We start from the raw sequence: 15409 nt of genomic DNA, 5'->3' as shown, positions 1-15409 counted from the left end.
GGGATTTATGGTTGATATACATAGCCATATACTTGCGGGTGTCGATGATGGCCCAGAATCTATCGATGAAGCAGTGAGAATGTTGCGAAAAGCGGTGGACGAAGGAATCACAGACTTGATTGCAACTTCGCATGCTTATAACCCTCATTATCACGTTGGGAAAGCAGCTGTAGAGAAAAAGATGCTAGAATTACAACAACTAATTGACGAGCATTCTATACCCATCACGATTCATGGTGGACAGGAACTGCGTATTCAGGACAAAACAGTAGATGTACTCAATAATGAAGAAGCTTTGACTCTTGCTCGTTCGCGCTATGCATTAATTGAACTCCCGAGTTCATCGGTGCCAAGTTTTACTGTTCCACTGATTCAACAACTCATGACACAAAATATAGTACCAATCATTGCACATCCTGAACGTAATAAAGCGATTGCAGAGAAACCATCACGACTAGAGCGATTGATCTCACATGGTGCTTTAGCACAAGTGACGTCGGGTAGTGTAGCGGGTCACTTTGGAAAAGGTGCGCAAAAAGCTGCGATAACATTGATTCGAAGTAATTTGATTCACTTCTATGGATCTGATGTGCATAATCTAACAACACGTCCATTCTTGTTTAATGAAGGGTTAGATTATATGGATAAAGCGCATCTAACGGATTATGTAGATTTATTATTAGAAAACAATGCCCGAATTTTAGAAAAAAAAGACGCGATCATCTTAGAACCACATATTGTGGATGAAAAAAAATGGTGGAATGTTTTTGCGTAAAGTCTGACGGTACCTGTCAGGCTCTTTTTTTTCGACAATTTTACCTTTTTGGTAAAATCATTGAATTTAATATGAAACCTTTTTCATAATAAATGATTACATATACCTTTAAGTTTAATAGATTTAAATCACGTGGAATTATTTATAGTAGTAATATGTGATTTATATGGATTTTCCTATGTCGAATCACGTCGTCAAATAAATAATCGTCTAACTTTTGGTCTATACTTGCCATAGACCTAAGACCAAATGCCTTTTATGTTACAAAATGATTACAAAAAACCACTCGAAAAATGGCGGAAAAATGGTATACTAAATACTGATATTGGAAGGAGCGTGCGAACTTGTCGTTGCGTAAACGTATGTCGACATTAATCGTCGTCGATTCAGTTATAGTTCTATTTTCTATTTATATTGGTTATTTTTTCTTATACCCAATCGACAACCCATTTGCATCGAGTTATTTGTTTGTTAGTTCGCTCTCGATCTTTATGGCACACCATGCATTTGCCTTCTACTACGGATTGTATAAAAAGGTTTGGGAATATGCTTCGATTCGAGAACTTGTGTCGATTGCACTAGCTGTTACATTCTCAATTCTTGTTGTCGCTGCAGCACAGTTCATTTTTACTGGCAACGTAATGGTGCGCGCGCTGTTGATCACGTGGATGTTACATATTTTGTTGATTGGTGGCTCACGGCTCTCATGGCGCGTCATTAGAGATACATTCATTCAGTCGAGCAAACGTTTGAACAAAAAGCGCACACTCATTGTGGGTGCAGGGTCAGCCGGGATGATGGTAGCAAGACAATTACTCAAGAATCACGATACCCCACTGTATCCTGTGGCATTTGTCGATGATGATAAGAATAAAGCAGGTCTTGAGATTTTAGGTCTGAGTGTTTTGTATGACACAAAACAAATTAAAGAACATGTAGCAAATAATGAAATTGAGCAGATAATTATTGCAGTGCCTTCTGCAGATAAATCGACGCTGACGGTCTTGAAACAACTTTCGGTAGATACAGGTGTCAAAGTACAAGCAATGCCTTTGATTGAAGACCTATTGACTGGGAAAGTATCCGTAAGTGACATCAAAGACGTAAAAATTGAAGATTTGCTTGGTCGCGAAGAAGTGCAACTCGATCTCAATGCGATTTCTGAGAAACTGACAGACAAGACGATCCTTGTCACCGGTGCAGGTGGCTCGATTGGGTCTGAAATCTGTCGCCAAGTCATGCGTTTTAACCCGAAGCAATTGTTGCTTTTAGGTCATGGTGAGAATTCTATTTACTTAATAGATATGGAATTACGCGAAAAGGTTCCCCAAGGGACTGAGATCATTCCGGTCATCGCAGATGTACAAGACCGGGAGCGCATCTTTGCCATTATGGAAGAATACAAGCCAGATGTAATCTACCATGCAGCAGCCCATAAACATGTGCCCCTCATGGAAGCGAATCCGTTAGAAGCGGTAAAGAACAATATTTACGGTACGAAGAACGTAGCAGAAGCTGCTGATACATTTGGTATCGGGTATTTTGTTCTTGTCTCGACAGACAAAGCGGTTAACCCACCGAACGTGATGGGCGCAACCAAACGTTTTGCGGAGATGATTGTACAGAATTTGGCGAAGACGAGTAAGACGAAGTTCGCAGCTGTGCGATTTGGAAATGTACTAGGGTCACGGGGTTCCGTTGTACCCCTGTTTAAAAAGCAGATTGCTGCTGGTGGGCCAATCACTGTAACAGATCCCGAGATGACCCGTTACTTCATGACGATTCCAGAAGCATCACGACTAGTCATCCAAGCAGGAACTCTTGCAAAGGGTGGAGAGGTGTTCGTCCTAGATATGGGTGAGCCGGTGAAGATTGTGGACCTTGCGAAGAATGTCATTCAGTTGTCGGGTTATAGTGTCGAAGAGATCGGCATTCGCTTCTCAGGAATTCGTCCAGGGGAGAAGATGTACGAAGAGTTACTTGATCCAGCTGAAATCCAAGAAGGGTTTATCTTCCCGAAAATTCATATTGGACGCGCGACGCCGATTGTGGCGAGTGAGTTGAATTATGTGCTCGAGAAGTTGCCGTCGATGGATGAGGGGCAGGTTAAGGCTGTCTTGGTGGGGCTTGCTAACAGGAAGAATGTTGGGAGTTTGATGGAGCGGAAGAGGAAGGAAGTTGTGGCAAACTGACTTTGAACCTTCGGTCCAATAAGAGAAAAGAGTCTAGCAGCCGTGGGCCGACGGAGAGATTTCGAACCTTCGGTCCGAATAAGGATCAAGTTTAAAAGATATGTCAGCCTTCGGCCGACAAAGGGAAGGCACCACCTTTGGTGTTGAAGGAGGAAGTGAAGTTGGTAAAAGTAAGAAAAGCGATTATTCCTGCTGCAGGGTTAGGAACACGATTTTTACCCGCAACAAAAGCAATGCCTAAAGAGATGTTACCAATCGTTGATAAGCCTACAATTCAATACATTGTCGAAGAAGCGATTGCTTCAGGAATTGAAGATATTTTGATAGTTACTGGGAAAGGCAAGCGAGCGATTGAAGATCACTTTGATAATTCGTTTGAGCTTGAGCAGTTACTTGAAAGTAAGGGTAAATTTGATGTGTTAGATGAAGTGAAGAAATCATCGAATGTTGAGATTCACTACATTCGTCAAAAAGAGCCTAAAGGGTTAGGTCATGCAGTATGGTGTGCACGTAAGTTCATTGGCGATGAGCCGTTTGCGGTTCTTCTTGGAGATGACATTGTGGATGCGGAAACGCCAGGACTGAAACAACTAATGAATGAGTATGATAAATTAGGACGTTCTGTGATTGGTGTACAAACAGTTGAAGAAAATGAAACACACCGTTATGGAATCGTTGATCCAGCAGTTCAAGATGGACGTCGCTATCAAGTAAATCAGTTTGTTGAAAAACCAGCGCCAGGAACTGCTCCTTCGAATCTTGCGATTATGGGACGTTATATTTTGACTCCTGAGATTTTCGATATTTTGGAGAATCAAGAAACAGGTGCTGGTGGCGAGATTCAATTAACGGATGCGATTCAAACGTTGAATGAAAAGCAGTTTGTGTATGCGTATGATTTTGAAGGTACGCGTTATGATGTTGGAGAGAAACTAGGGTTCATTCAGACTACAATTGAGATGGCGTTGAAGCGTCCGGAATTACGGGATGATTTGTTGGCGTATTTGGATAAGGTTGTAGCGAAAGAGAGTATTTAATAGAAGAAACTCTGAAGAATGCACCCGGTGAGAGGCCGGTGTGCGTTTCTTTGTGAGGGGAAGTGTGGGGCATATGTATCAGATCAGCAAGCGAATTATTGATATCGTACTTTCAGGAATAGCATTGATTTTACTATCACCTATTTTTTTGATTCTTTCTATACTCATAAAGAAAGAATCCGAAGGTCCTATTTTGTTCAAACAAAAACGAGTAGGTTTGAACAAAATACATTTTAATATTTTGAAGTTCCGCACGATGCGAATAGACACTCCTAAAGATTCACCTACACATTTGTTAGAGAATCCGGATCAGTACATTACTAAAATCGGGAAATTCTTGCGTAGATCTTCATTAGATGAGCTGCCTCAAATTTGGAATATTTTCCGCGGTGAAATGAGTATAATTGGACCGCGTCCTGCGCTTTGGAATCAATATGATTTAATTGAAGAGCGTGATAAGTATGGAGCCAATCATGTTCCTCCTGGTTTAACGGGTTGGGCACAGATCAATGGGCGGGATGAGTTGCCGATTGATGTGAAGGCGAAGTTAGACGGAGAGTATGTGGAGAAGAAGAGTTTGTGGATGGATACGAAGTGTTTCTTTTTGACAATCTTCAGTGTTATGAAGAGTGATGGAGTTGTTGAGGGGAAGTCGGAAGTAATGAAACAAGCGGATCATAGAAAGTAGGCTATTCGATGAAAAGGATTCTTATAACTGGAAAGAATAGTTACGTTGGCACAAAGTTTATGGAATGGGTTAGTCAGTGGCCAGATGAGTATCAAGTTGATGCGATTTCAGTGCGCGGTGATGAGTGGAAGCAGTATGATTTTAGTATTTATGACAGTGTTCTCCATGTTGCCGGGATTGCACATGTTTCGACTGATTCTAAAATGGAAGATTTATATTATAAAGTGAATAGGGACTTGACTATTGAAATAGCTAAACATGCAAAAAAAAATTGTGTAAAACATTTTGTGTTTATGAGTAGCATCATTGTTTATGGTGATGGGGATAAGGATTTGAAAATTATTACAAAAGAAACGGTACCTAATCCTAGTAACTTTTATGGAGATAGTAAACTACAAGCTGAAAAGTTATTACATGAAATTGAAAATGATGAATTTAAAATTGCAATAGTTAGACCTCCAATGATTTATGGGCCGAATTCTAAGGGGAACTTTCCAAAGTTAATAAAAATGGCTAAAATAACTCCACTGTTTCCAAAATATGATAACCAACGCAGTATGTTGTTTATTGATAATTTGAGTGAGTTCCTAAGATTATTAGTCTCTGATCAAGGCCAAGGTTTGTATTTACCTCAGAATAAAGAATATGTAAATACAAGTGAGTTGGTTAGATTGGCTGCAGAGCATAATGGGAGAAAGATTCTGTTAACGGAGTTGTTTAATCCTTTAATTAGCATATTTGTTTCTAGATTTAATGTTGTAAATAAAATGTTTGGAAATTTGGTTTATGATAAAGATAACAAGACAGAATATCAAGTTGTCGATTTTATTAACTCGATAAATAGAAGTATATGATAGGTGGCTGTTTAATGAAAAAAAAAATAATGTTGCTTGGTAATCATGGTTTTGTGATATATAACTTTCGAAAAGAGTTAATAAAAAAACTGCTCGATGATGGTCATGATGTATATGTTTCTCTTCCATATGATGAAAAAGTTGAAATCATGAAAAGCTGGGGTTGTAAATTCATTGAAACTAATGTTGATCGTAGAGGTACTAACCCCATAAAAGATTCAAAGTTAGTAAAACATTACATTGAAATCCTTAGACGTATTAAGCCAGATGTCGTGCTTACATATACCATAAAACCTAATCTATACGGTGGGATTGCATGTCGAATTTTAAATATTTCTTATATAAGTAATATAACTGGTCTAGGCAGTGGCTTTAATGGAAATCCAGTGTTGAAAAACGTATTAACACAGTTATATAAGACAGGCCTAAAGAAAGCTAGTTGTGTATTTTTTCAAAATGCTGATGATATGAAAGAACTTACTAATAGAGGAATTGTCAAAGGTGATTACAAATTAATCCCTGGTTCTGGAGTAAATCTTGACGAATTCAAATTTCATCCTTTGCCTGACGGTGATATCATCAATTTCTTATTTATTGGAAGGATAATGAAAGATAAAGGTATCGAAGAATATCTAAAGGCAGCTGAAGAGATAAAGAAGAATAATGAGAATGTAAAGTTTAATGTTGTTGGTTTCATTGAATCTACACATTCTCATTATAAAAAATGGATTGATGATCTTCATAATCGAGGGATAATAACATATCACGGGTATCAAAAAGATGTGAAGCCATTTATTTTGGATTCACATTGCCTGGTTCAGCCATCTCATGGTGGTGAAGGCTTATCAAATGTATTATTAGAGGCAGGAGCAATGGGTAGAATATTGATTGCTTCAGATATTGCAGGGTGTAGGGAGACAGTGAGGAATAAGAATGGATTTATATTCAACTCGAAAAACTTTAAATCACTTGGTTTAGCAATAAATCAGTTGCTTGAAACTGAGATGAATGAAAAAATTCAAATGGGTAGAAACTCAAGAGAACATATTGAAATTAACTTTAATAGAAATATTGTAATAGAAAACTATATAAAGGAAATTGAGAAAAATGACTAAATATTTCCAGGCGTTTATTTACATTTTTTATAATGCATTTAAGTTTACATTCTTAAAAATATTTTATTCAATTAATTTTAAGTTTCATTATGTCAATTTTATTTCTCCTTTGACAAATATACAATTAACTCAAGGTTCTCAATTAATATTTGGGGAAAAACTTAAAATCAGAAGTGGTGCGAAAATTCATTTAAGAAAAGCTGCTGAGGTCGTAATAGGCGACCATACTTTTATTAATCATAACTCCATGATAGTTTCTCATGAGCAAATAATTATTGGAAAAAATGTTCAAATTGGACCGAATGTGATGATATTTGATCATGATCATGATTTTAGAAGTGAAAATGGTGTGAGTGATATGAAATATAAAACCACTCCAATCAAAATTGGAGATAATGTGTGGTTAGGAGCTAATTCAATCATATTAAGAGGAACAATAATTGGCGATAATTCAGTAGTTGGAGCTGGAACTATTGTAAAAGGTGTATATAGAAATAATTCTACGATTTTAAATAAAAAAGAACTAACAGTATTAACACATTAGTGGAGTGATAACATGAAAGAAGCAATTCTTTATATAGGAAGATTCAATTTTCCAGATGGTTCAGCTGCAGCTCAAAGAGTAAAAAGTAACGCCGAACTATTTAAGTTGTTAGGATATAAAACAAAATTTATATCAACTTGGCAGGATGGTAATTTTTATAACGAAGAAAATGGCATGAATATTAATCAAATTCCTCAATATCAACAAATTTATAAAATAGATTTTATTAAAAAATATATTGCTAGTTTATCAAGCGAATACTGTATTAAATTTATAGTTCTATATAATTATCCTAGTATATCAAGTTGGAGGTTAATAAAATTTGCGCGAAAAAATAATATTAAAATAATAGGGGATGTAACTGAATGGTTTGGAATGAAAACAGGTCAAAAAGGGTTTCTCCAAATTTATAAAAATATTGATACTAAATTACGGATGAAAATAGTATTAAATAAATTTGATGGTCTGTTTGTTATAAGTAAATTTTTAGAAGATGCTTATAAGAATACAAATAAAACATTGTATTTGCCTAATCTGTATAACCCGAATGAAGAAAAGTGGAGTATTTTAAAACATGAAAAAAAGCTTTCAAAAGAGATTATACAGTTTACATATGCAGGTAATCCGGGAGAGTTGTTTGAAAAAGAAGATTTAAGTGGAATCGTCAATGCATTTAACGATTTAAATTCTAATAATAAAGTTTTAAATATAATTGGAATTAATGAGATAGAATACAAACTGCGTTATAAAAATATTTATAGAACTGAACCAAAGGTTAATAATAGTATTTTTCATGGTAAACTAACTCATGAAAATACATTGCAATTAGTTTATAATTCACATTTTTTTATTTATGTACGACCAGACACAATAGCTAATAAAGCAGGGTTTCCTACAAAGTTTTTAGAATCTATTGTATTAGAAACACCTGTACTAACTAATGATGTAGGTGATGTCAAATTATATGTGCATAATAATATAAATGGCATGATTATTAATACTGATGAACTATCTTTAAAAAATCTAATTGAAGAATTTAAAATTAATGATACTCTTGAGTATAAATTTGAGAATAATTTCACAATCAATAATTTTTATCAAAGTACAAAAAAATTCTTGGAAAATTTAGGAGGTTAATGAATGTTTAATGGAAAAATCTTGTTGATTACGGGTGGGACAGGATCCTTCGGTAATGCCGTGATGCGACGATTCTTACATACAGAAGTTAAAGAAATTCGTATTTTTTCTCGAGACGAGAAGAAACAGGACGATATGCGTAAGAAATATAATAATGATAAACTAAAGTTCTACTTGGGTGATGTTCGCAATATTGAAAGCCTTAAAGACGCTATGTATGGGGTTGATTACGTTTTTCATGCTGCTGCATTAAAGCAAGTGCCGTCTTGCGAGTTCTTCCCAATGGAAGCTGTTAAAACGAATATTATCGGTACTGACAATGTAGTTACTACTGCAGTTGAAGCTAGAGTTAAGAAGGTAATTTGTTTATCTACAGATAAGGCGGCTTATCCTATCAATGCTATGGGAATTTCAAAAGCGATGATGGAAAAAGTTTTTGTGGCAAAGGCGAATAAAGTGGATGCAGAGAAGACATTAATTTGTGGTACTCGTTATGGAAACGTAATGGCATCTCGTGGATCAGTAATTCCTTTATTTATTGAGCAGATAAAGGCCGGTAAGGATTTAACTGTTACAGACCCAGGGATGACTCGTTTCTTAATGAGTTTAGAAGATGCTGTAGAGCTGGTAGTTTTCGCATTTCAGAATGCAGAGGCAGGAGACATTATGGTTCAGAAGTCACCAGCATCGACAATTGGGGACTTAGCTATTGCTTTAAAAGAATTATTTGAAGTTGATAATAAAGTGCGCGTAATCGGTACCCGTCATGGTGAGAAAGTTTTTGAAACACTTTTAACCCGTGAAGAGCATGTCGTTGCACAAGACATGGGTGACTTTTATCGTGTCCCAGCGGATAAGCGTGATTTAAATTATGATAAGTATTTTATAGAGGGAGATCAAAAACTTTCGACTGAGCATGAATACAACTCTCATAATACACATCGTTTATCGATTCCAGAAATAAAAGAAAAATTGCTAGCTCTCGACTACGTCCAAGAGGAGTTGCGCAAATGGAAAACAAAAAACTAAATATTGTTGTTACTGGTGCAAATGGATTCATCGGAAAAAACTTAGTGAGTGAGCTCGAGAACCTAGGCTATTCAAATCTTTCATTAATTACACGTGATACTTCTAAAGAGCAACTAAAATCTATTTTAAAAAAGGCTGAATTTGTCTATCATTTGGCAGGTATTAATCGTCCAATCACTGAGGAGGAGTTTGAGACAGGAAATAAAGATTTAACTCAACAAATAATAGATAGCCTTATTGAAGCAAAAAATATTGTCCCGATTGTGGTTTCTTCATCTACGCAAGCTGAGATTGATAATGCTTATGGACAGAGTAAAAAAGCTGCTGAAGAAGTAGTAGAGAAATATGCTAAAGTTAATGTAGTTGAAGCTGGTATTTATCGTTTACCAAATGTATTTGGAAAATGGAGTAAACCAAATTACAACAGTGCAATTGCAACATTTTGCCACAACATAGCTCACGACCTATCAATTCAAGTAAATGATCCGAATATTGAACTCAATTTAGTCTATATAGATGATGTGGTGAATGAATTTATCAAATGCTTAGATGGAATGAATGCACTTTACCGAGAAATATCAGTAGTACATAAGAAAAAACTCGGGGATATTGTAGAGCTTCTCTATTCATTTAAAGCTTCACGTGATGATAAAAGTATTCCGAAGTTAGATGATTTATTTGTAAAGAAACTATATAGTACATATTTAAGTTTCTTACCGGAAGATCAATTCAGTTATGAATTAAAGATGAATGTTGATCAAAGAGGTTCTTTCACCGAATTCATTAAAACTGTAGATAGAGGACAGGTGTCCATTAATATCTCTAAACCAGGAATTACGAAAGGTAATCACTGGCATCACACAAAAACTGAAAAGTTTCTAGTTGTAAGTGGAAAAGGAGTAATACGTTTTAGAAGGCCAAATGAAGAAAAAGTTATCGAGTATAAGGTAAGTGGAGAAAAATTAGAAGTTGTTGATATCCCAGTAGGTTACACACATAATATTGAAAATCTGGGTGATACAGATATGGTTACGGTGATGTGGGTAAATGAACCGTTCGACCCTGAAAATCCGGATACATATTTTTTGGAGGTTTAATGTGAAGAAATTAAAAGTAATGACTGTTGTAGGAACACGTCCGGAAATTATCCGTCTCTCCGCAGTTATCAATAAATTAGAAGAGTCAAAAGCAATTGAACATATCTTAGTTCATACAGGACAGAACTATGATTATGAATTAAATGAAGTTTTCTTCGAAGACTTTAACTTGAAAAAACCAAATTACTTTCTAAATGCAGCTACTGGTACTGCTGTTGAAACTGTAGGGAATATCTTAATAAAGATTGATCCCGTTCTTGAAAAAGTGAAACCAGATGCATTCCTAGTACTTGGTGATACAAATAGCTGTTTGTGTGCGATTGCAGCGAAACGTCGTCAAATTCCAATCTTCCACATGGAAGCAGGAAACCGCTGTTTTGACCAGCGTGTTCCGGAAGAAACAAATCGTAAAATTGTAGATCACGTAGCTGATATTAATCTAACTTATTCAGATATTGCACGTGAGTATTTGCTACGTGAGGGTATATCAGCTGATCGTATTATTAAGACAGGTAGTCCTATGTTTGAAGTTTTAAACAGCCGTAAAGAAGAAATTGAAAACTCAGATGTACTAACTCGCTTAGGATTAGAAGAAGGGAAATACTTTGTGGTATCTGCACACCGGGAAGAAAATATTTCTTCTGAAAAGAACTTCCTAAATCTAGTTGAAACACTAAATACAATTGCTGAAAAATATCAGTACCCAGTTATCATTAGTACGCATCCTAGAACGATGAAGATGATTCAAGAAAAAGGGATCAAATTTCATAATCTTATTCAAACATTAAAGCCGTTAGGATTTATTGACTATAATAAATTGCAAATCAGATCTAAAGCTGTTTTAAGTGATAGTGGAACAATTAGTGAGGAATCTTCGATACTAGGTTTCAGAGCATTAAATATACGCGAAGCACATGAACGACCTGAGGCTATGGAAGAAGCATCAGTTATGATGGTGGGACTTGAGAAAGAGCGCATCTTACAGGGGCTAAAAATATTAGAAAAACAGAATTTAAATTCACTTCGCTTAGTTGCAGATTATTCTATGCCCAATGTTGGGGAGAAAGTAGTTAGGATTATAATTTCATATACAGATTATGTTAAAAGAGTAATCTGGGGGAAATGAGAGAATGACCAATAAAAAAACTTTATTTTTAGGGGGCCTATTCCCTAAAGAACTCTATGAAGACATTCTAATTAATTCTAAGGGTCCAATACAGAATGCGGCTAATAAATTTCAGTGGAATATTATTAATGGTCTTGATGAGAATCTTGAAAGACCCGTAACCATTATTAATCAAATGTTTATTGGTTCTTTTCCTAGAAGATATCGTAAAGCAAAAATTAAATCTTCAATTTTTAGTCATGTTAATGGTCATGAAGATTACAATGTTGGGTTCATAAATATATCAATACTAAAACAATTTTTATTGAGCATTTATTTGAAACGAATTTTCCGGAAATTTGCAAGAGAAAATCCAAATAGAAAATATAATTTAATTGTGTACTCTTTACAACCGTTTTTCTTAAGCACAATTAAATATATTAAAAAGTATAATAATAACTTTAATGTGTGTATGATTGTCCCAGACCTTCCCGAATACATGAGCATAGATATGGAAAAAAAAGCAATCATGAAAATTTATAAAAGTTATCAAAATTTAAAAATTAAAAAACAAATTAAACATATTGATTCGTTCGTTTTCTTAACAGATCAAATGAATAATTATTTTGGACTCGAGAAACCATATATTGTTATTGAGGGAATGGTTCCATTGCCAAATGATTCTATAAAAAAACCTATTGAAAAAGATTATTTAAACTTAGACTGTAAAAATATAGTTTATACAGGTACATTGACTAAAAAATATGGAGTATTAGACTTAGTTGAAGCTTTTAAAAAGATAAAATTTACTAATTATAGATTGATAATATGCGGTGATGGAGAAACAAAACAGTCAATCATAGAATCTTCAATTACAGATAGAAGAATAATTTATTTAGGACAAATACAATATCAAGAAATTGAATATATTCAGGAAAATGCAACATTATTAGTAAACCCTCGTACTGGCTTAGAAGATTTTACAAAATATTCCTTTCCATCAAAGAATATGGAATACTTAAAATCAGGAAGACCTGTCATCTGTCACAAATTACCTGGTATTCCAGATGAATATGATGACTATTTACATTATTTCAATAGTGACAATATAAATAATATTGCAGAAGATTTAGTTGAGATATGTGAAAAAGACGAGGGGATTCTTAAAAATATTGGTTCAAATGGGAAGAAATTTGTAGAAGAAGAAAAAAATATATTAATTCAAACAAAAAAAATAGTCGATTTATTAGAAAAAACATCTGAGAATGAATAGGTGGAATTAATGAAAATAATATATTTTTTAATTTTTATTTTATTTTTAAATATATTCTTATATCCGAGTGGTAGAAACTTAGTTAATATAGGATTTGGAAGTCTAGATTTATTAGAATTATCCTTATGGATCATTTTTGTATTTACTCTGTATTTTTCTCTGTTATTTAGATTTAAAAATTTTAATAAAATAAAAGCAGTCTTGCACAAAAGAGAGAGGATTATGTTATTACTCTTTATTATTATATTTCTAGTTTCAATAATATTAGGGTTTTTAAACTTAAATCAAAATGTATTATCACAGAGTAGGGGTATAATTGTTTTTCTAACAACTATAGTTTTATTTTTACTCTATTCAAATAAAGGAATTACAAAAATGTTTAGTTCGAGACTATTGTATTTTTTGTTGATATTTTTAAATGTCTCTGTAATATTATCCTACTTTTCATATTCTTTCACAACTACTTACAATAGCTTCTTTGGCACATTGCTTAATGAGGATATTGATAGATTTCAAAGAAGTCAGTCAGGACAGTTTGGAACTTACAGTCTTGGAATTACCTCGATTACTCTTTTCTCTTATTTATTTGGTATTTCAAATTTATTATTTGGAAATTTTAAAATGAAATATATTATCCTGACTTTATTAGGATTCATTTCAACCAATTTATTTTTCCAAAAACCAGTTGTAATAGGATTTTTAATTTCAAATATATTACTTTTATTATTAATTGTATATATAAAGTTTAATGTGAAAAACATAATTAGGGGATTATCTGTAATATTGACTTTTGCTTTATTAATATTTTTTTCATTAATGATAATTCCAGAAAAATCATTACAAAACACTATAAATTATATTAACTACGGGTGGTTAAATATTGGTAGAGAAGGTTTTGAAAACGATTTATCAACTGGTAGATTTGACTTGTGGACAGATTATAGTATCCAAGCTTTAAAAGGATTGGGTATTGCTCCATGGGGGTTTGGAAAAGAGTTAGAATACAGTCTTACTGATAATCCCCATAATATTGTGGTTTTTTTAGCATACAATATTGGGATTATAGGAACTATCATTTTTTTATCTCTAATTTTTTCAATAATTCAGAGATCCGTTTCCAATCTAAAGAGTTTTAAATATATTTTTGATGATCATTTCATAGTTAGCTTTGCGTTAGTAGTATTTGTTTTAACTACATTTTTACAGGCTTTATATGGAGGAACGCTTGACAGTATTCGTACATCCATTTTCATGTTTTCTGGAGCTTTAGTTATTTTAGCCAAGTTTTCTAATTCATATGATTTTAATATGTATAAAAGTGAGGATTAATATGAAAATAATGCACATTAATTGTTATTATAAAAAGGGTAGTACTGGCAAGATAATTGAAGAGATAAATAAAACTGTTATGGAAAATGGTGGAACCGTAGGGATTTGCTTTTCTAAAAGCATTAAATCATTAGACTCAAATGCATTTAAGATATCAAGCCGTTATGAATTAGCTGTTTATAAAAGAATAGCTAAACTTATTGGATTAGAATATTATATGGGTTTGATCCCAACACTGAAGATTATGTTTAGGATTAAACAATTCAAGCCTAATATTGTACATCTCCATAGTGCTAATGGTTTTATGTTAAATTATTATATACTGATGAAATATTTGAAAAAATTAGACATTAAAGTTGTTTTAACCAATCATGCAGAATTTTATTATACAGGTAATTGTAGCCATTCGTTTGAATGTGACAAATGGAAAACTGGATGTGGTAATTGCCCTAATTTGTTTAAAGCAACAGGATCTAAATTATTTGACAGTACTAAATTATCTTGGAAATGGACAAAAAAAAATTTTGAGCTTCATAATCAAATCAATGTAGTTTCTGTTTCAAAATGGGTAAATAACAGATCATTGCAATCTCCTATTTTAAATAAGTTTCCGCATCAAGTTATTTTAAATGGAATTGATACAAACAAAGGATTTTATCTAAAAAATTGCGAAGAATTTAAAAACAAAATAGGTCTATCACAAAAAAAAATTTTATTACATGTAACAGCTAGTTTCACTGACGATATTGAAAATTCTAAAGGTGGGCATCACATACTAGAGTTAGCAGCGAAACTTCAGCATAATTCTAAGATTGTCTTTTTAGTAATAGCCTCATATGCTAAAGTAGATAAACTTCCATCAAATGTTATTGTGGTGAAAGATGTAAATGATATCCAGCTATTAAATAATTATTATAACATTGCTGATTTATCCATAATTACTAGTAAAAAAGAAACATTTTCAATGCCTGTTGCTGAGTCACTCGCTACCGGCACACCAGTTATTGGATTTAAAGCTGGAGGACCAGAAAGTATAAGTTTAAAGGATTATAGTGAGTTTGTTGAATACGGAGATTTAGATTCATTAGTACACTTAATATATAAATGGTACGAAAAAAAGCAAGAAATTAAAGAAGGACTAAGTAATGTTGCGCGTAACCGCTATTCTTCTGAAATTATGAGTCTAAAGTATTATCAACTTTATAAAAGCCTGCTTTAAAGAATTGCCAGTTTC

The 15409-nt window shown here is 33.6% G+C and carries 14 protein-coding genes; all 14 read left to right on the top strand.

Annotation, left to right across the window (positions count from 1 at the left end; all coding sequences use genetic code 11):
* The first annotated feature begins 7 nt into the window (after positions 1 to 7).
* Complete coding sequence (locus AB5N96_RS07140) at positions 8 to 775, top strand: tyrosine-protein phosphatase (RefSeq protein WP_499705077.1); 768 nt, start codon at positions 8 to 10, stop codon at positions 773 to 775.
* Between the two features lie 344 nt (positions 776 to 1119).
* A complete protein-coding gene (locus AB5N96_RS07135; protein WP_499705076.1) occupies positions 1120 to 2967 on the top strand; it encodes a polysaccharide biosynthesis protein in 1848 nt (615 codons plus the stop codon).
* A gap of 161 nt (positions 2968 to 3128) precedes the next feature.
* On the top strand, positions 3129 to 4004 hold the full coding sequence (gene galU, locus AB5N96_RS07130) for a UTP--glucose-1-phosphate uridylyltransferase GalU (protein ID WP_499705075.1): 876 nt from the start codon (positions 3129 to 3131) through the stop codon (positions 4002 to 4004).
* 73 nt (positions 4005 to 4077) lie between these two features.
* On the top strand, positions 4078 to 4692 hold the full coding sequence (locus AB5N96_RS07125; RefSeq protein ID WP_499705074.1) for a sugar transferase: 615 nt from the start codon (positions 4078 to 4080) through the stop codon (positions 4690 to 4692).
* An 8-nt stretch (positions 4693 to 4700) separates the two neighbouring features.
* Positions 4701 to 5546, top strand: a complete 846-nt coding sequence (locus AB5N96_RS07120) for an NAD-dependent epimerase/dehydratase family protein (protein WP_499705073.1) — start codon at positions 4701 to 4703, stop codon at positions 5544 to 5546.
* A 14-nt stretch (positions 5547 to 5560) separates the two neighbouring features.
* Positions 5561 to 6661 carry a glycosyltransferase family 4 protein gene (locus AB5N96_RS07115; protein ID WP_499705072.1) on the top strand — a complete coding sequence of 367 codons (1101 nt, stop codon included), beginning with the start codon at positions 5561 to 5563 and terminating at the stop codon, positions 6659 to 6661.
* Positions 6654 to 7205: an acyltransferase gene (locus AB5N96_RS07110; RefSeq protein WP_499705071.1), complete on the top strand. Its 552-nt coding sequence runs from the start codon at positions 6654 to 6656 to the stop codon at positions 7203 to 7205. Before AB5N96_RS07115 ends, AB5N96_RS07110 begins: the two co-directional genes overlap by 8 nt.
* A 12-nt stretch (positions 7206 to 7217) precedes the next feature.
* Positions 7218 to 8342, top strand: coding sequence for a glycosyltransferase (locus AB5N96_RS07105; protein WP_499705070.1), 1125 nt, complete (start codon positions 7218 to 7220; stop codon positions 8340 to 8342).
* Between the two features lie 3 nt (positions 8343 to 8345).
* The gene (locus AB5N96_RS07100; RefSeq protein ID WP_499705069.1) at positions 8346 to 9371 is read left to right on the top strand and encodes a polysaccharide biosynthesis protein; all 1026 of its coding nucleotides are present in this window, start codon (positions 8346 to 8348) and stop codon (positions 9369 to 9371) included.
* Complete coding sequence (locus tag AB5N96_RS07095) at positions 9353 to 10468, top strand: polysaccharide biosynthesis C-terminal domain-containing protein (RefSeq protein ID WP_499705068.1); 1116 nt, start codon at positions 9353 to 9355, stop codon at positions 10466 to 10468. Before AB5N96_RS07100 ends, AB5N96_RS07095 begins: the two co-directional genes overlap by 19 nt.
* Position 10469: 1 nt before the next feature.
* Entirely contained in the window at positions 10470 to 11594 is a 1125-nt protein-coding gene (gene wecB, locus AB5N96_RS07090; RefSeq protein WP_499705067.1) for a non-hydrolyzing UDP-N-acetylglucosamine 2-epimerase, read from the top strand.
* Between the two features lie 4 nt (positions 11595 to 11598).
* Entirely contained in the window at positions 11599 to 12846 is a 1248-nt protein-coding gene (locus AB5N96_RS07085; RefSeq protein ID WP_499705066.1) for a glycosyltransferase, read from the top strand.
* A gap of 9 nt (positions 12847 to 12855) precedes the next feature.
* On the top strand, positions 12856 to 14175 hold the full coding sequence (locus tag AB5N96_RS07080; RefSeq protein ID WP_499705065.1) for a hypothetical protein: 1320 nt from the start codon (positions 12856 to 12858) through the stop codon (positions 14173 to 14175).
* A 1-nt stretch (position 14176) separates the two neighbouring features.
* A complete protein-coding gene (locus tag AB5N96_RS07075) occupies positions 14177 to 15394 on the top strand; it encodes a glycosyltransferase (RefSeq protein ID WP_499705064.1) in 1218 nt (405 codons plus the stop codon).
* Positions 15395 to 15409: the final 15 nt, after the last annotated feature.

The organism is Chryseomicrobium imtechense (assembly GCF_041475995.1).
GTDB lineage: Bacteria > Bacillota > Bacilli > Bacillales_A > Planococcaceae > Chryseomicrobium > Chryseomicrobium aureum.
The sequence above is the reverse complement of the archived record's forward strand: the minus strand, read 5'-3'. Positions and strand labels throughout refer to the sequence as shown.

Excerpts from the sequence above, each read along its gene's own strand:
- AB5N96_RS07140 (WP_499705077.1), top strand. The coding sequence starts at position 8 with ATGGTTGATATACATAGCCATATACTTGCGGGTGTCGATGATGGCCCA.
- AB5N96_RS07125 (WP_499705074.1), top strand. The coding sequence starts at position 4,078 with ATGTATCAGATCAGCAAGCGAATTATTGATATCGTACTTTCAGGAATA.
- AB5N96_RS07120 (WP_499705073.1), top strand. The coding sequence starts at position 4,701 with ATGAAAAGGATTCTTATAACTGGAAAGAATAGTTACGTTGGCACAAAG.
- AB5N96_RS07115 (WP_499705072.1), top strand. The coding sequence starts at position 5,561 with ATGAAAAAAAAAATAATGTTGCTTGGTAATCATGGTTTTGTGATATAT.
- AB5N96_RS07110 (WP_499705071.1), top strand. The coding sequence starts at position 6,654 with ATGACTAAATATTTCCAGGCGTTTATTTACATTTTTTATAATGCATTT.
- AB5N96_RS07105 (WP_499705070.1), top strand. The coding sequence starts at position 7,218 with ATGAAAGAAGCAATTCTTTATATAGGAAGATTCAATTTTCCAGATGGT.
- AB5N96_RS07100 (WP_499705069.1), top strand. The coding sequence starts at position 8,346 with ATGTTTAATGGAAAAATCTTGTTGATTACGGGTGGGACAGGATCCTTC.
- AB5N96_RS07095 (WP_499705068.1), top strand. The coding sequence starts at position 9,353 with ATGGAAAACAAAAAACTAAATATTGTTGTTACTGGTGCAAATGGATTC.
- AB5N96_RS07085 (WP_499705066.1), top strand. The coding sequence starts at position 11,599 with ATGACCAATAAAAAAACTTTATTTTTAGGGGGCCTATTCCCTAAAGAA.
- AB5N96_RS07080 (WP_499705065.1), top strand. The coding sequence starts at position 12,856 with ATGAAAATAATATATTTTTTAATTTTTATTTTATTTTTAAATATATTC.
- AB5N96_RS07075 (WP_499705064.1), top strand. The coding sequence starts at position 14,177 with ATGAAAATAATGCACATTAATTGTTATTATAAAAAGGGTAGTACTGGC.